This is a genomic window from Microbacterium sp. NPDC058269 (genome assembly GCF_042881445.1).
Classification (GTDB): domain Bacteria; phylum Actinomycetota; class Actinomycetes; order Actinomycetales; family Microbacteriaceae; genus Microbacterium.
Window position 1 is genome coordinate 1,029,194 of record NZ_JBHVXT010000002.1, and the last position, 14,764, is coordinate 1,043,957.

The 14,764-nt window shown below is 67.6% G+C and carries 17 protein-coding genes; 11 read left to right on the forward strand and 6 right to left on the reverse strand.

What is annotated here, in order from left to right:
- The first annotated feature begins 88 nt into the window (after window positions 1-88).
- Genes ACFVWL_RS13335 through ACFVWL_RS13365 form a run of 7 tightly spaced genes read left to right on the forward strand, consistent with a single transcriptional unit; the run spans window position 89 to window position 4,590 of the window.
- Window positions 89-1,285 (forward strand): CpaF family protein, encoded by a 1,197-nt coding sequence (locus ACFVWL_RS13335; RefSeq protein ID WP_387183434.1) that lies wholly within the window; start codon window positions 89-91, stop codon window positions 1,283-1,285.
- On the forward strand, window positions 1,282-2,139 hold the full coding sequence (locus ACFVWL_RS13340) for a type II secretion system F family protein (RefSeq protein WP_387183436.1): 858 nt from the start codon (window positions 1,282-1,284) through the stop codon (window positions 2,137-2,139). The genes ACFVWL_RS13335 and ACFVWL_RS13340 overlap by 4 nt, the downstream gene beginning before the upstream one ends.
- Window positions 2,136-3,074, forward strand: a complete 939-nt coding sequence (locus tag ACFVWL_RS13345) for a type II secretion system F family protein (protein ID WP_387183439.1) — start codon at window positions 2,136-2,138, stop codon at window positions 3,072-3,074. The genes ACFVWL_RS13340 and ACFVWL_RS13345 overlap by 4 nt, the downstream gene beginning before the upstream one ends.
- A gap of 21 nt (window positions 3,075-3,095) precedes the next feature.
- Entirely contained in the window at window positions 3,096-3,308 is a 213-nt protein-coding gene (locus ACFVWL_RS13350; RefSeq protein WP_387183442.1) for a hypothetical protein, read from the forward strand.
- Between the two features lie 46 nt (window positions 3,309-3,354).
- Complete coding sequence (locus tag ACFVWL_RS13355; protein WP_387183445.1) at window positions 3,355-3,711, forward strand: TadE/TadG family type IV pilus assembly protein; 357 nt, start codon at window positions 3,355-3,357, stop codon at window positions 3,709-3,711.
- On the forward strand, window positions 3,680-4,135 hold the full coding sequence (locus tag ACFVWL_RS13360; RefSeq protein ID WP_387183448.1) for a TadE family protein: 456 nt from the start codon (window positions 3,680-3,682) through the stop codon (window positions 4,133-4,135). Before ACFVWL_RS13355 ends, ACFVWL_RS13360 begins: the two co-directional genes overlap by 32 nt.
- Window positions 4,136-4,149: 14 nt before the next feature.
- Window positions 4,150-4,590 (forward strand): pilus assembly protein TadG-related protein, encoded by a 441-nt coding sequence (locus ACFVWL_RS13365; protein WP_387183451.1) that lies wholly within the window; start codon window positions 4,150-4,152, stop codon window positions 4,588-4,590.
- A gap of 248 nt (window positions 4,591-4,838) precedes the next feature.
- Here ACFVWL_RS13365 and ACFVWL_RS13370 read toward each other — a convergent pair whose 3' ends face one another.
- The 4 genes from ACFVWL_RS13370 to ACFVWL_RS13385 all read right to left on the reverse strand — a co-directional run bounded on the left by ACFVWL_RS13370 (window position 4,839) and on the right by ACFVWL_RS13385 (window position 8,293).
- Window positions 4,839-6,017, reverse strand: coding sequence for an MFS transporter (locus ACFVWL_RS13370; RefSeq protein ID WP_387183454.1), 1,179 nt, complete (start codon window positions 6,015-6,017; stop codon window positions 4,839-4,841).
- Between the two features lie 72 nt (window positions 6,018-6,089).
- Entirely contained in the window at window positions 6,090-6,425 is a 336-nt protein-coding gene (locus ACFVWL_RS13375) for an ArsR/SmtB family transcription factor (RefSeq protein ID WP_387183457.1), read from the reverse strand.
- Window positions 6,426-6,476: 51 nt separating this feature from the next.
- The gene (locus ACFVWL_RS13380) at window positions 6,477-7,037 is read right to left on the reverse strand and encodes an NUDIX hydrolase (RefSeq protein WP_387183460.1); all 561 of its coding nucleotides are present in this window, start codon (window positions 7,035-7,037) and stop codon (window positions 6,477-6,479) included.
- Window positions 7,034-8,293: an MFS transporter gene (locus ACFVWL_RS13385; protein WP_387183638.1), complete on the reverse strand. Its 1,260-nt coding sequence runs from the start codon at window positions 8,291-8,293 to the stop codon at window positions 7,034-7,036. The genes ACFVWL_RS13380 and ACFVWL_RS13385 overlap by 4 nt, the downstream gene beginning before the upstream one ends.
- 133 nt (window positions 8,294-8,426) lie before the next feature.
- On the opposite strand from ACFVWL_RS13385, the gene prfB reads away from it, so the two are divergent.
- Window positions 8,427-9,536 carry a peptide chain release factor 2 gene (gene prfB, locus ACFVWL_RS13390; RefSeq protein ID WP_029260598.1) on the forward strand — a complete coding sequence of 370 codons (1,110 nt, stop codon included), beginning with the start codon at window positions 8,427-8,429 and terminating at the stop codon, window positions 9,534-9,536.
- A gap of 54 nt (window positions 9,537-9,590) precedes the next feature.
- Here prfB and ACFVWL_RS13395 read toward each other — a convergent pair whose 3' ends face one another.
- Together ACFVWL_RS13395 and ACFVWL_RS13400 are read right to left on the reverse strand one after the other, a co-directional pair.
- On the reverse strand, window positions 9,591-10,721 hold the full coding sequence (locus ACFVWL_RS13395; protein ID WP_387183463.1) for a DUF2510 domain-containing protein: 1,131 nt from the start codon (window positions 10,719-10,721) through the stop codon (window positions 9,591-9,593).
- A 199-nt stretch (window positions 10,722-10,920) separates the two neighbouring features.
- Window positions 10,921-12,030 (reverse strand): DUF2510 domain-containing protein, encoded by a 1,110-nt coding sequence (locus tag ACFVWL_RS13400; protein ID WP_387183466.1) that lies wholly within the window; start codon window positions 12,028-12,030, stop codon window positions 10,921-10,923.
- Between the two features lie 182 nt (window positions 12,031-12,212).
- Between ACFVWL_RS13400 and ftsE the strand changes: the two genes are divergently transcribed.
- From ftsE to smpB, 3 genes are all read left to right on the forward strand, one after another.
- On the forward strand, window positions 12,213-13,307 hold the full coding sequence (gene ftsE, locus ACFVWL_RS13405; RefSeq protein WP_387183469.1) for a cell division ATP-binding protein FtsE: 1,095 nt from the start codon (window positions 12,213-12,215) through the stop codon (window positions 13,305-13,307).
- Window positions 13,304-14,218 (forward strand): permease-like cell division protein FtsX, encoded by a 915-nt coding sequence (gene ftsX, locus ACFVWL_RS13410; protein ID WP_017828551.1) that lies wholly within the window; start codon window positions 13,304-13,306, stop codon window positions 14,216-14,218. The genes ftsE and ftsX overlap by 4 nt, the downstream gene beginning before the upstream one ends.
- Window positions 14,219-14,281: 63 nt before the next feature.
- On the forward strand, window positions 14,282-14,758 hold the full coding sequence (smpB, locus tag ACFVWL_RS13415; RefSeq protein ID WP_021199784.1) for an SsrA-binding protein SmpB: 477 nt from the start codon (window positions 14,282-14,284) through the stop codon (window positions 14,756-14,758).
- The last annotated feature ends 6 nt before the right edge of the window (window positions 14,759-14,764 follow it).

Genomic DNA, 14,764 nt, shown 5'->3' on the forward strand with positions numbered 1-14,764 from the left:
ATGTGGTGACTCGACGCCGCGACGACGATGCCGGAACGGCTGTGGATAACTTCGGAGGCCCGAAGCGGATTGTTGCGAGGATGCCTGGGTGAGTCATCCGTCCGCCCTTGTCGCCGAGCGCGTGCGGTCGCGTCTGCGTGCCGAGGGCATCGACCCGTCCGTCGATCCGCAAGCCGCCTGGCGCATCACCCACGCCGAGGTCCGCCGTCACGACGATCTCGCCCTCGCCCGCGGCGAGGCCTTGATCGACGATGAAGCGTCGTGCGTGCGAGAGGTCCTGGCGTCGCTCAGCGGCTTCGGGGCGCTGCAGCCCCTGCTCGACGACCCGGAGATCGAGGAGATCTGGCTCAACGGGACCGGCCACGTGCACGTCGCACGAGAGGGCACGGCCGAGCGGACGGGCCTTCGCCTCGACGACGTGGCGGTGCGCGACCTCGTCGAGCGGATGCTGCAGTCGACCGGCCGGCGTGTCGACATCAGCCAGCCTTTCGTGGATGCCTCGCTGCCGGACGGGTCCCGTCTGCACGTGGCGATCGCCGACGTGGTGCGGGGCTCCTGGGCCGTCAACATCCGGAAATTCCTGCCGAAGTATCGGTCGCTCGGAGCGCTCGCCGCTCAGGGGATGATGCCGACCGATGTCGCCGAGCTGCTGCGGACAGCCATGAACGACGGCAGGAGCGTGATCGTCTCCGGCGCGACGCACGCGGGCAAGACCACGATGCTCGGTGCGTTGCTGGCCTCTTGTGTCGGCACTCAGCGCATCGTCACGGTGGAGGAGACGTTCGAACTGGCCGTGGAGGGGCCCGACCTCGTCTCCCTGCAGGGGCGGCAGGCGAGCCTGGAGGGGACGGGGGAGATCACGTTGCGCCGGTTGGTGAAGGAGGCGCTGCGCATGCGACCGGACCGTCTCGTGGTCGGCGAGGTCCGCGATGCGGAAGCTCTCGACCTGGTCCTCGCGCTCAACACCGGGGTGCCGGGAGCGTGTACCGTGCACGCGAACTCTGCGGCCGAGGCGATCGAGAAGCTGACCATCCTCCCTCTCCTCGCCGGGCGCAACATCGACCGTGCCTTCATCGCGCCGGCGCTCGCCGCGTCGGTCGACCTGGTCGTGCACTGCGTCCGGGATCGTGCGGGGCGCCGACAAGTGGAGGAGATCATTGCTCCGACCGGCGGCTTCGACGGAGGAAGGGTGCAGACCAGGAGCGTCTATCGGGCCGGGACGCGGGCGAGCGTCGATATCGGCACCGACCGCAGAGACCTGGACCCGATCGGGGTCGCGTCGTGACGGTGTTCGTCGGCGCCGTCCTCGCGGCGGGGGTGCTCCTGTGCTTGTCGCCCTGGATGTGGCCGCAATCGAATGAGGCTGAGGCGACCACCAGAGGAGGGAGACTCGTCCGCCTGATCGAGGAGGCAGGCTTCGAAGGGCTCTCTCGGCGCACACTGCTTGCGGTCCTCACCGCAGCCGGGCTGATCGCCGCGTCGGTTGCCTGGCTTCTGACCGGAATCTCCGTGCTCGCCCTGCTCGCGGGCGTCGCGGGGGCCGCCGCGCCCATCGTGTTCCTGCGGGGGCGCCGAGTGCGCCTGCGACGATTGCGGCGACAGCTCTGGCCGGACGTCTGCGATCTTCTGATCGCATCGATCCGAGTGGGCTTGTCGCTGCCCGATGCGGTGGCGAGTCTGGCGGAGTCCGCGCCGAAGATGCTGAGACCGGCGTTCGTCGTGTTCGCACGAGATCTGCGGGCGAGCGGCCGGTTTGAGACGAGTCTCGATCGGCTCAAGTCCACCCTGGCTGACCCCATCGGCGATCGCATCGCGGAGACCCTGCGGATGGCGCGGCAGGTCGGCGGCACCGAACTGATCAGCGTGTTGCGTGCACTCTCGAGCTCTGTGCGGGCGGATGCGGCCCTCCGAGGGGAAGTCGAGGCACGACAGTCATGGATCCGAGGTGCTGCCGTTCTCGGCGCCGTCGCACCCTGGGTGATCCTCGGCCTGCTCGTGCTTCGGCCGGAGGGCGCAGCGGCGTACGGCACTCCCGAGGGCGTGCTCGTGATCTGCCTGGGAGCGGCGGTGTCGGTCGTGGCCTTCCACATCATGGTCCGCATCGGCCGGCTCCCCGAACCTCGGCGGTGGTTCGGATGAGCGAACTCTCGGTGCTCGCGAGCGCCGTCCTGATCGGTGGGGGCTTCGCGGCAGGGGTGTTGAGCGTCCTCTCGGCGCTTCCGCGGTGGAGGGCGGCCGCGCTGGCTGTGCGGATCGGCCCCTATGTGCGCGACGTGGTCACGGATGAGAACCTGCCCCGGGGAGTCCTCCCCGCCGTGGGAGCACTCCCCGCGAGTGGTCGGACCCTGTGGGAGCGCGCGCGTGGCGGCTTCGAGCGGATGCTCGGCGGGGGAGAAGCTCTCCGGCAGCGCCTCGCTCAGGCCGGGATGCGGACGAGCGCGGCGTCATTCCGTGGTCGGCAGCTGGGATGGGGCCTCGCCGGAATCGGTATGGGGGCGGTCGTGCTGACCGTGCTCGCGCTGACCGGACGCCTGACGGCACCGACGAGTGCGATGCCGTTGCTCTGCGGCGCGGCGGCCGCCGCCGCGTACGACCTGCAACTCTCCGCGCGCGCCAAGTCCAGACGAGTTCGCCTCACCGACGAGCTTCCGACGACGCTCGAGTTTCTGGCGCTGTGTCTCTCCGCCGGGGAAGGATTCCTCGACTCGCTGCGTCGTGTGGCTGACGTGGGGTCCGGTGAACTCACCGCCGAGTTGCGCCAGGTGGTTCTCGCGGTCGGCACCGGCTCGCCGCTGGCCGACGCATTGAACGAGATGGCCCGACGCCTCCAACTGCCCGGACTGTCGCGCGTCGTCGATCAGGTGATCGCCGCTCTCGAGCACGGCGCACCGCTTGCCGCGGTATTGCACGCCCAAGCCGGCGATGCGCGAGAAGACGCGAAACGTGTGCTGATCGAGCAGGCAGGGCGCAAAGAGATCCTGATGCTCCTCCCTCTCGTCTTCCTGATCCTTCCGCTCTCGGTGCTCTTCGCCGTGTATCCGGGACTGTTCATCCTCCGGCTCGGCATCGGCTGACCCGCCAACGAAAGGACCACCATGACCGCACGAACCCGTGGTAGCAGGCGACTCCCGTGGAGTGGCATCGCGACTCGGTTCCGCGCTTTGCTCGACGACGAAGCGGGCGACGTGCCGGGCTGGGTGCTCGTCACATTGATGACCGCGGGTTTGGTGGTGCTCATCTGGGCCGTCGCCGGTCCCGCGTTGACGTCGCTGTTCGAACAGGCGATCCAGCGGGTCTCGGGACTCTGAGGTGAACGGCCGGCGTCGATTCGCGGATGATCGCGGCTCCAGCCCTGTGGAGTTCGTACTGGTGGGCACTCTCCTCACCGCGCTCACACTCGCTGTGCTGCAGCTGGCGTTCGCGGTGTACGTGCGCAACGTGGTGCACGACGCCGCCGTCGAAGGCGCGTATCACGCGGCTCTCGCCGATACGACCCCGGAGGAAGGCATCGAACTCACCCGTGACGTGATCTCGCGTGCGGTCGGCCCAGCCTATGCCGAAGACATCCGGATCGGCGTCTCCGGCGCCCCACCGTACGAGACGGTCGACGTCCGGGTCCGCACGACTTTTCCTCTGCTCGGGCTGATCGGCCTTCCCTTTGCGATGGAGGTGGAGGCTCATGCACCTGCCGAGACTTTCGGGGAAGGATGACGAGGGATCGGCCGCGCTGGAGTTCATCGCAGTGGGGGTGATTCTCCTGGTTCCCCTGATCTATCTCGTGATCGCGCTCGGCGCGATCCAGGAGCAGACTTTCGGAGCCGAGGCAGCAGCGCGGCACATCGCTCGTGTCGTCGCGCGCGCACCCGACCCCACGACAGCCGCGGAGCGGAGTGACGCTGTGCTCGCCGGGATCGTGGGTGAGTACGGTCTCGACGAGGATGCGGTCGACCTCAGTCTCTCTTGCAGGCCTCTCGTGGTCGAATGCCCGTCGGCCGGGGCGACGATCATCGTCACCGTCACCACGCGCGTGGGGCTTCCCCTGGTGCCGGAGGTGTTCGGGCTCGACCGGTCGACGGCCGTCCCGGTGCAGGCCGAAGCGGTGCAGAAGGTGTCGCGGCGGTGGGGCGCGGAATGACGGAGCGAGGGGGGATGGCAGGAGAGATCCGAACGACGAGTAGCCCTTCGGGTGAACGGGACGAGGGGAGCGTGCTGCTCCTCACCCTCGGTTACGTGTTGCTCGCTCTGGCCGTGATCTTCGTCTGCGTCTGCGCCACCGACCTCTACGTCGCTCAGAAGCGGTTGGACGCACTGGCCGACTCGGCGGCGCTTGCCGGGGCGGACGGCTTCACGCTGGCTGCCCGCGACGGCAAGGTGCGCGCCGAGCTGACCGATGCCGGCGTCCAGGATCAGGCCGAGGCTCTGCTGGTTGCTCTGCCCGGGGAGGCATCGATCACTGCCGCGGGCACGCCCGATGGCGTCACGGCGCGAGTCACCGTCGCCACGGAGTGGCATCCGCCGTTGGTGTCCGTGTTCGTGCCCGACGGCGTTCCGCTGGAGTCGACCGCCACCAGCCGCACGGCCCTGCGCTGATGAGGTGGGTTCTCGCTCGCAGATCTCGAAGAGCAGGCCAGGGCATTTGTGTGCTCCTTCTTCTCCCCTGACGGGATCGGCCCTGCCGACTTTCCGGGGTTCGTGGCCTCGAGACGACGTGCGGGCCTGGCAGACGCTGACGGATAGGGGCTGCGTCGCGCGCCAGCGGTAGGAATCGACGACGGGAGTGGCACCGGCTTCGCCGAAAAGCCGTGACCATCGGAATCCACGCTCGCGGCGACGTCCGTCTATTCGTGTTCGGCCAGCTGGCGTGGCGGTGTTCTCCTGCGGATCGTTTGGCTGACTCCGACCGTCAGCAGTGCGAGCAACACTGCGCCGATGCCGACGAAGACCAGCGACCGAGTTCCGGCGACGGCGATCTGAAGCGCGCCCAGCGCGGAGCCGAGAGTGATGCCGATGTTGGATGAGGAGACGAAGAGGCTGTTGCCGAAAGTGGGCGCGTCCGTGGACTCGCGGGCGATGAGCGACTGGCCGAGCAAGAGCCCGCCAGAGTGCAGCAGGCTCCACGGAATCACGAGAAGCGACATGGCCCACGCGGACGGCGCTGCCGCATACATCACGAGATACAGCAGCAGGTAGCCACCCAAGAACCACAGCAGAGTCGCGAGCAGGCCGCGCTTGATCAGTTGCGCGAAGGCGAGGTTGCCGGCGACCATCACGAGACCGAAGAGCATGAGCAGCCCGCCGATCGTGAGCGAGGGGATGCCGCTCACACCGCCCAGATAGTCGGCGAAGTAGCTGTAGGTCGAGAACATGACCGCGAACACGAGCGTGACGACAGTCAGCTGAAGCCAGAGCTGAGGGCGACGCAGGATCTGCACCTGTCTTCCGTAGCTGAGGTGTTCCTCGGACGGCATCGTCGGCACCCAGAGAGCGATTCCGATGAAAGCGAGCACATTCACCAGGGCGGCGATGCAGAACGCCGCGGGCACCGAGGCGCTGCTGGCCAGGAACGCCATGGCGGGAACCCCGAAAGCAAAGCCGACGGTGACTCCGGTGAACACGCGAGCGGCCGCGCTCGTCTCCTTGCCCGGTTGGGCCAGCGCGCTCGCGGCGGTGAGAGCCACCGCGAAGTAGATGGGATGCAGGAGGGCCGGAACGATGCGGAACACCACCAGCACCGGGAAGCTCTCCGAGAAGGCGTAGACGATGTTCGCGAGCGCGAAGACCGCCATGGTGAGCAGGAGGACCGTCTTGCGATTGAAGCGAGATGCCGCGAGCACGCCGAAGGGTCCGCTCACCGCGACGACCAGGGCGAAGACGCTCACCAGCAGCCCGGCCTGCGAGATGGACACGTCCGCGCGGTCGGCCAGCTCAGGAAGCACGCCGACGATCCCGATCTCGGTGGTGATGATGCTGAAGACGCCGAGCGCGAGCATGGTGCTGGCCAGAATGCCGTTTTTCATGTATCTCCATATTTAGATAATTAGATATGTCAGACCAAGAGGCTTCCCGCCCTGTGGTGACGGGGGATGAGGCTAGAGGGACTGACCGATGCGGTCGGCGATGGTGCGGATCGCATCCTCATCGCGCCGGTAATAGGTCCAGCGCCCCTCGCGGTACGAGGTCAAGAGCCCGGCGGATTGAAGAGACTTCAAGTACGTCGAGGTCACCGACTGCGAGATCTTGGTCGCCTTCTGAATGTCCTGAACGCAGACGCCGTCCTCGATGCTCAGGCCCAAGCCTCGGTACTGCTTGTCGTCGAAGTGCGCGTGGGGCTCCCGGAGGAGGTCGAGGATGAGGCGCCGCGTATCGTTGGCGAGGGCTCGGTACACGACACCCAATGGGATTTCCCTCGCAGACGCGCCATTCATATATCGAGAATAACAGATGTATGTCTCGAACCTGGCAATGGGAATCTCGGCTCAGCGCGGGTCGCGCAGCTGCACGAGCAACCCGTCAAGCCGGGGGACGAGTTGCGGTGGCACCTCGTCGGGCAGGGCGTCGACCGGCCACCAGCGCACGTCCTCCGACTCCTCGCTCACGGTCAGTGCGGCATCGCGGTCGACGACGACGGCGATCCCGATGTCGAGGTGCGAGGAGCAGGCCCCGAAGCGCGAGGACAGGCCGTGGTGGTCGAGGTCGTAGGCGAGTGGTGCGTCGGTCGGGTCCACCAGGATGCCGGTCTCCTCCCGCAGCTCTCGCAGCGCCCCCGCAACGATCGAATCGTCGCCGTCCTCGACGTGCCCTCCCGGCTGCACCCAGAACTTGCCCTTGCGATGGAAGACGAGCAGCGTGTGCCGGAGAGCGGCGTCGAACACCACGCACGACGCGGTGAGGTGATCCGGGCCGGCCTCGCGATGTACCGGACCGCCGTCGGCCCCGAAGAACGAGGCGAAGTCGGCCTGCGCGGCGCGGTCTCGCTCCGATCGGGGCGCGAAGGTCGAGACGAGGCGGTGCGCATCCGCCTCGAGACGCGGGATCATTCCTGTTCTCCCTCGGAGGAGTCGTCGCCGGAATCCGGCCGTTCCCTCGGGACGAACTGCGGGATCCAGCGCAGGAAGCCGAGAGCGCCGACAAGTCCGATCACGCCCATGGCGGCTGCTGCGAAGGGGAGTGCCGCGACGGCCGTGATGGCCGAGACGAGCAGCGGGGCGATCGCCCCGCCCGCGTCGGTGAGCGTGCGCCAGGAGCCGAGGAAGGCCGCCGGTTCCCGCTTCGGAGCGACGTCTGCGCCCAGGGTCAGGAGGATGCCGCTCGACAGGCCGTTCCCGACGCCGAGGACCGCGGCGAACATGCCGAACCAGAGAACCGCCGCATCGACATCGTGCGTGAAGGACAAAGCCAGGAAGCCCGCGCCCATGAGTACCATCGCGGGCATAGCCGCCCAGAGCCTGCCGAAGCGGTCCATCACCTGTCCGCTCGCATAGAACAGCGCGAAGTCGATCGCGCCGGAGACGCCGACGACGAGGGCGATGGTCGAGGCATCCAATCCCAGCGACAGTCCCCACAGGGGGAGCACGACCTGTCGGGCCGAGCGGACGGCGGAGAGTGACGCGGCGGCGAGCCCGAGGCGTCCGAGCACCGCACGCTGACGCCACATCGTCTGGAAGATGCCCATGCGCTCGATCGTCGGGATCGACCCGCTCACGGCCTCGCCGGAATCCTCGAGATAGCGTTCCTGAGTGGTTGCCGGGACCGGCGGGATCATCTTCTCCGGATCAGGACCGAAGAGGACCAGCACGACCATCACCACGAGGCAGCCCAGGAAGAACCAGATCGCCGCGCTCTCGCTGCCGAACAGCTGCAGCAGCCCTGCGGCCACGAACGGTCCGATGAAGATGCCGAGGCGGAAGCTGCCACCGAGCAGAGAGAGGGAACGCGCACGGAAGGCGACCGGTACGCGAGTGGTCATGAACGCGTGCCGGGCGAGACCGAAGGCCGCCGCGCAGATCCCGAGGAGGAAGACCGAGGCTGCGAGCACACCGAGCGACGGCGCGAACACCATCCCGACCCCGGCGATGATCGCGATCACGCCGGCGATCACCATCGTGTATCGCTCGCCGATCTTGCCCACCGCCCATCCGGCGGGGAGATTCCCGCACAGCTGGCCGATCACGAGCGCGGAGGCCACGAGCGCGGCGAACGCCACGTCGGCTCCCATGGATGCGGCGAGCACCGGGATGAGCGGGATCACGGCGCCTTCGCCGAGCGCGAAGAGGATCGTCGGCAGGTACACCATGGGTCCGAACTGCCGAAGGACCGTCGATGCACTGCTCACAGCTTCACGCTACTCCCGTTGATCCGAGGTCCCAGACGACGGGCCCAGACGACGGGTCCCCGCACGGGCAGGCGGCACGTTAGGCTGAGGTGTCATGCTCGAACTAGATCTCTCCGCCGAAATCCAGGCGCTCAGGCACACCTTCGGCGACATCAGCGAGGTCGTCGATGTCTCCCGTCTCCGCGACGACATCGCGCGTCTCAGCGAGGAGGCCGGCGCCCCCGACCTCTGGGACGACACCGAGAACGCGCAGAAGGTGACCAGCGCACTCAGCCACCGTCAGTCCGAGCTCGCCCGCATCACCGGCATCGCCCAGCGTCTCGATGACCTCGAAGTGCTCGTCGGGCTCGCGAACGAGATGGGGGATGAGGACTCCGCGCAGGAGGCCCGCGCCGAACTCGCCGCCCTCACCGACCTGATCAACCAGCTCGAGGTGCAGACGCTCCTCGACGGCGAGTACGACGAGCGGTCCGCGATCATCACGATCCGCTCCGGCGCAGGCGGCGACGACGCCACCGACTTCGCCGAGATGCTGATGCGCATGTACCTGCGCTGGGCCGAGCGGCACAAGTACCCCGTGAAGGTCATGGACACCTCGTACGCGGAGGGCGCGGGCATCAAGTCAGCCACCTTCGAGATCGACGCCCCCTACGCCTTCGGCACCATCTCGGTCGAGGCCGGAACGCACCGTCTCGCCCGCATCAGCCCGTTCGGCTCGGCCGACAAGCGCCAGACGTCGTTCGCCGCCGTCGAGGTCATCCCGCTGATGGAAGAGGCGACCGAGGTCGACATCCCGGAGAGCGACATCCGCGTCGACGTCTTCCGCTCCTCCGGCCCCGGCGGGCAGTCGGTCAACACGACCGACTCGGCCGTGCGCCTCACCCACCTCCCGACCGGCATCGTCGTATCGATGCAGAACGAGAAGTCGCAGATCCAGAACCGCGCGGCCGCGATGCGCGTGCTGCAGACCCGACTCCTGCTGCTGCAGAAGGAGCAGGAGGCGGCGAAGAAGAAGGAGCTCGCGGGCAACATCACCGCGAGCTGGGGCGACCAGATGCGCTCGTACTTCCTCTACGGTCAGCAGCTGGTGAAAGACCTTCGCACGGGCCAGGAATCCGGCAACCCTGCGGCGGTCTTCGACGGCGACCTCGACGACTTCATCTCCGCGGGCATCCGCTGGCGCAAGCGCAAGATCGAGGACTGAGTCCACGAAGAAGGCCCCGGAGTCATCCGGGGCCTTCTTGCTGCGTGGGCGCGTTCAACGCCCGGAGTCGCGCAGGGTCCCGGTCACATCCTCGTAGCTGAAGAGGATGCACTGGACCGTGCGATCCTTCTCCCGGATCCAGGTTCCCTTCGTCGGCTGGTAGTTGTAGAAGTCGAGTTCGGAAGCCTCGTAGGAGGTTCCGACGTATGCCTCGAATGCCTCGTAGCATCCGTTCCACGAGGTTTCGGTCAGCGCATCGTCGCCGGGGAACTCACCGTCTTCGACGTCGTAGATGAAGAACACCTCGTCGGTGTGCGGCTGCTCGCAGGGGACGACGGGCAGCTCGTAGACCAGTTCGTCTTCGCCGTACTCGACCAGAGGCAGGCAGTCGCCCACTTCGAGGTCGGAGAAGGGAACCATCTCGGCGCCCTCGATCGACGAGGGGTCCTGGCCCTCGGCCGTGGTGCCTCCATCTGACGGTGATTCGCTGGGGATGGCGAACGGGACGCCCTCGTTGCCCGACGACGACGAGGTCGTTGCGAGCACCAGGAACGACACGGCGGCAGCGAGGATGGCGCCGACCACGGCGACGGCGAGACCGGTGATCCCCGGCCACTTCCGTCCGCGGAGGAACAGGGAGATGAGCGACATCACGAATCCGACCGCGATGAGCACCCAACCGGCGATCGCGATCGCGGGGATGCAGGCGCTGACGACCCCGACGATGACGGCGCCCAGGCCGAAGATGCCCACCACCGGCACTCCGCCCGCGGGCTGTGGGCTGGGAGCGACCGGCCACGAGGCCGCCGGATACCCGGTGTGGGGCGGGTAGGCCGCCGCACCGTCCGGGTACGCGGCCGCGGCGGGCGCGGAGGGCATGTGGCCCGGGAGCGTGTAGGGCGGGACGAAGGGGGCCGGCTCAGCATTTACGGGCGCGGTCGCGGCCGCCGCCGGCGCGACCGGCGCGACCGGTGCGATGGGCGCCTCCGGCTCGTTGGTCGCGACAGGAGCCTCCGGCACCGGCGTCGGTTCAGAGACCGTCGTCTCCGCTGTCATCTTCTCAGCTGCTGTCGACTCGTTGCCGGGAGCCGGCTGCCCGGTGACGACATGCTCGGTCCACTGCACTCCGTCCCACCACCGTCGGTTCCCGGAGCCGTCGTCATACCAGCCGGCAGGTGTCGTCATCAGTCGTTCCGTGTGTCTTTCTCGGTCGGCGAATGCGTGGTGAGGTCATTCTCGCTACGCCGGCCGATCCACAGGGGTTTGGCCGTCAAAGATGACGCTAGCGGCGCTGAGGGCTCTGTGTCGAATGACAGGACGACCACGTGAAGAAGGCCCCAGGAGCACGTTGCTCATGGGGCCCTCGACATCACTCTGCGATTGGTCAGGGTGTGAAGCACGCGGCGACCGCGTCAGTGTCTCCGAGTACCTCAGCGAAGCCGTACAGGGCGTCGGTGTCGGTGAGTGCGCCTTCGCTTTCTGCGATCGTGCGCAGCGTGGCGTTGTCGAGATCGGAGGCGACGAACAGGTCGGCGAGGCAGGAGATCTGTGCCTCCGTGTACCCCTCGGCTTCGGTGAGGGCGAGGATTGCCGTCAGGCCTTGAGCCACTTCGGGGGAGGTCGGGCGGACGCCGACATCAGTCCCTTCGGTTTCGCTCGGCGCGGTCGCCTCGATCGACGGAGACGAGGTCGGGAGCTTGTCGATCTCTTCGCTCACTCCCTGCGCGAAAGCGAAGAGGTACACGAACGACATCACGATTCCGATGATCGTCCCGACGACCGCGAGGATGAGGCCCGTGATGCCCGGCCACTTCTTTCCCTTGAGGAAGAGCGAGATGAGCGAGACGACGAAGGCGGCCGCGAGCAGGATGAAGCCGATGAACCCGATGACCGGGATGAAGACCAGGATCGTGCCGATCGCGGCGAGTCCGAGGCCGACCAGTCCCAGGACCGACAGCTTCTTCGGCTCCTCGGTGCCCGGCTGCCCGTAGGGGGCAGCGGCGGGGTAGCCCGTCGCGCTGCCGGGGTACGCCGGCGCGGTGCCGGGGTAGGCACCTGCAGACGGTGCCGACGCGGCGGCAGGGTAGACGGGCGCTGCCGGCGCAGCGTAGGCGGCGAGGTCGTCGCCGAGCGGAGTCGTCGCTGCCGTCGCCCCCGGAGCGTCGAACGCGCTCTGATCGGCAGGGGTCGAAGTGGAAGGCTCCTGCGCCTCGGGGGAGACGGCGGCCTCGTCGGACGCACGGATCACCGTGTCATCGATCACCGAACCCTCCGAGACGACCTGCTCCTCCGAGCCGACCTGCCCCTCCGAGCCGACCTGTTCCTCCGAGACGACCTGCTCTTCGGAGACGGCCTGCTCTTCGGGGATGGCCTGCTCTTCGGGGATGGCCGGCGTGTCCGTGGCTTCGGGAGCGAAGTGCTCGGTCCACTGCTGGCCGTCCCACCAGCGCTGTCGACCGGATCCGTCGTCGTACCAACCTGCGGGCGTTGTCATGGCTCCCCCTTGAAAGTATTCGGCGGCCGCTTCCTGCAGCCGACATCTTCATGTATAGCAGTGGCGTGCGACGCGGCAGTGGCCGGCGGACGGGAGCGATCACCGCCGGTCCGCAGGACGGAAGCGTCGTGCGGGGTGTCGCTCGCGGCCAGGCGAGGGCCCGCGCTTAGGCTCGTAGCGCCATGATTCGGTTCGAGAACGTCACGAAACGCTACCGCGGGACGTCGAAGCCCGCCCTCTCCGGTGTCGACTTCGAAGTGCAACGCGGGGAGTTCGTCTTCCTCGTCGGAGCCTCGGGTTCCGGCAAGTCCTCCTGTCTGCGCCTGATTCTGCGCGAAGACGTCCCCACATCGGGGCGGGTCGCGGTGCTCGGGAGGGATCTGCGCGCGCTCGCGAACCGCAAGGTGCCGTACTTCCGCCGCCATATCGGATCGGTCTTCCAGGACTTCCGGCTGCTGCCGTCGAAGACCGTGTACCAGAACGTCGCGTTCACGCTTCAGGTGACGGGTTCGTCGCGCGGCTTCATCCAGCAGGCCGTGCCGGAGGCCCTCGCGCTCGTGGGTCTCGACGGCAAGCAGAAGCGGATGCCCCACGAGCTCTCGGGCGGTGAGCAGCAGCGCGTGGCCATCGCGCGCGCTCTCGTCAACCGTCCTCAGGTCCTGCTCGCCGATGAGCCGACCGGAAACCTCGATCCTGCGACATCGGTCGACATCATGCAGCTGCTCGCCCGGATCAACGCGGGCGGCACCACCGTGTTGATGGCCACGCACGAAGCCGGCTTCGTCGACCAGATGCAGCGCCGGGTGATCGAACTCCGCGACGGAGAGATGGTCCGCGATGAGGTGCACGGCGGCTACGGCGACACCTCGAACATCCCACGTCTCGTCCCGGAGGAGGTGCGTGGTGCGGCAGCAGCGGCTGCGCTCACCGCCGTGCAGGAGGTGCAGCGTCAGACGGCCGATCTCTCGGTGGTGCGCGCGGCCCTCGCCGAGGAGCTCACTCAGCGCAAGGCAGCCGCCGCCTCCGTCGACCGCGACGGGGAGACCGTGGTTCCTCCGGCCCCGCGCACGGTCGAGCCGCCGGAGCCCGCACGTGCGCCGGAAATCGACGCCGCCTCGAACACCGTGGAGCCTCCCGCGGTCGTGGAACCGCCGGCGGTGATCCGTCCGCGAACTCACCCGATCACTCTGCCGACGGTCGATGTCGCCGAGCTCGGTGTCGCCGATCGTCTCGGACTCTCCGACGAAGACGACGAGGAAGTGGGCCCGACCTCATGAGAATCGGACTCATCCTGACCGAGGCCCTGGGTGGGCTGCGGCGGAACATCTCGATGGTGATCTCCGTCGTGCTCGTCACCTTCGTCTCCTTGACATTCGTAGGCGCCGCGATCCTCATGCAGGGGCAGATCGGCGTCATGCGCGGCTACTGGGCCGAGCGCGCCCAGGTGGCGGTGTACATGTGCTCCGCGGTCTCGGAATCCGAGACGTGTCTCGACGGCGCGGCGAGCGAGGAGCAGGTCGCCGCCGTCCGCGCACAACTCGAGGGCGACGCGCTCAAGCCGCTCATCAGCTCGATGACGTTCGACACCAAGGAAGAGACGTACGCCAAGCTCGTCGATCAGCTCGGCGCGGACCAGGCGAGCGTGCTCACGCCCGACCAGGCCTTCGAGGTGTTCTTCGTCACCATGAAGGACCCGGGTCAGTCTCAGGTGCTCGCCGAGGCCTTCAGCGGACAAGCCGGCGTCGAGCAGGTCAAGGACCAGCTGCAGTACCTGGAGCCGCTGTTCTCCGCGTTGACCGTGGCGACCTACATCGCGGTGGGAATCGCCGTGCTCATGCTCATCGCGGCCACTCTGCTGATCGGCACGACCATCCGGCTGTCGGCGTATGCGAGGCGCAAGGAGATCGGCATCATGCGCCTGGTCGGAGCGTCCAACCGCTTCATCCAGACGCCGTTCGTCCTGGAGGGCGTCTTCGCCGCCTTCCTCGGCTCGGCTCTGGCCAGCGCTGCGGTCGTCGCCGGTGTGCACTTCGGAGTGAACGGCTACCTGCGCGGGAGGGTTCCGTTCATCACGACCTGGGTGACGATGCAGGACGCGGCCCTGGTGGTCCCCGTCCTGATCGGCATCGGCGTGATCCTCGCCGCGCTCTCCGCCGGGTTCGCGATCCGACGCTGGCTGCGTACCTGATAGCCTGAAAGGCTGCTCGGTCGGAACGATCGATCGGGCTCATCACGGCAACAGGAGAGCATCATGCCCAGGGAACGCGGAGAGAAGGTCGTCGCGACCAATCGTCGCGCACGTCACGACTACACGATCGAGAAGTCGTACGAAGCGGGGATGGTGCTCACCGGCACCGAGGTCAAGTCGCTGCGCCAGGGTCGAGCCAACCTCAGTGACGGCTACGCGTTCGTCAAGGGCAACGAGGTGTTCCTCGACTCGGTGCACATCCCCGAGTACTCGCAGGGGCACTGGACGAACCACTCGGCCAAGCGCATCCGCAAGCTGCTGCTGCACCGCGAGGAGATCGCGAAGATCGCACACGCGGTCTCGGCCGGGGGATACACCCTGATCCCGCTGAAGCTCTACTTCTCCGACGGTCGCGCCAAGGTCGAGATCGCCCTGGCGAAGGGCAAGCGCGAATACGACAAGCGGCAGACCCTGCGCGAGCGTCAGGATACTCGCGAGGCCGATCGCGCCATGAGGCTGCGCAACCGCGTGGGGGAGTAGCCTCCG

Bases quoted from the DNA above. Each gene is read 5' to 3' on its own strand.
- ACFVWL_RS13345 (WP_387183439.1), top strand. From the start codon at position 2,136: ATGAGCGAACTCTCGGTGCTCGCGAGCGCCGTCCTGATCGGTGGGGGC.
- ACFVWL_RS13350 (WP_387183442.1), top strand. From the start codon at position 3,096: ATGACCGCACGAACCCGTGGTAGCAGGCGACTCCCGTGGAGTGGCATC.
- ACFVWL_RS13360 (WP_387183448.1), top strand. From the start codon at position 3,680: ATGCACCTGCCGAGACTTTCGGGGAAGGATGACGAGGGATCGGCCGCG.
- ACFVWL_RS13365 (WP_387183451.1), top strand. From the start codon at position 4,150: ATGGCAGGAGAGATCCGAACGACGAGTAGCCCTTCGGGTGAACGGGAC.
- ACFVWL_RS13370 (WP_387183454.1), bottom strand. From the start codon at position 6,017: ATGAAAAACGGCATTCTGGCCAGCACCATGCTCGCGCTCGGCGTCTTC.
- ACFVWL_RS13375 (WP_387183457.1), bottom strand. From the start codon at position 6,425: ATGAATGGCGCGTCTGCGAGGGAAATCCCATTGGGTGTCGTGTACCGA.
- ACFVWL_RS13380 (WP_387183460.1), bottom strand. From the start codon at position 7,037: ATGATCCCGCGTCTCGAGGCGGATGCGCACCGCCTCGTCTCGACCTTC.
- ACFVWL_RS13385 (WP_387183638.1), bottom strand. From the start codon at position 8,293: ATGGTGTACCTGCCGACGATCCTCTTCGCGCTCGGCGAAGGCGCCGTG.
- prfB (WP_029260598.1), top strand. From the start codon at position 8,427: ATGCTCGAACTAGATCTCTCCGCCGAAATCCAGGCGCTCAGGCACACC.
- ACFVWL_RS13395 (WP_387183463.1), bottom strand. From the start codon at position 10,721: ATGACGACACCTGCCGGCTGGTATGACGACGGCTCCGGGAACCGACGG.
- ACFVWL_RS13400 (WP_387183466.1), bottom strand. From the start codon at position 12,030: ATGACAACGCCCGCAGGTTGGTACGACGACGGATCCGGTCGACAGCGC.
- ftsE (WP_387183469.1), top strand. From the start codon at position 12,213: ATGATTCGGTTCGAGAACGTCACGAAACGCTACCGCGGGACGTCGAAG.
- ftsX (WP_017828551.1), top strand. From the start codon at position 13,304: ATGAGAATCGGACTCATCCTGACCGAGGCCCTGGGTGGGCTGCGGCGG.
- smpB (WP_021199784.1), top strand. From the start codon at position 14,282: ATGCCCAGGGAACGCGGAGAGAAGGTCGTCGCGACCAATCGTCGCGCA.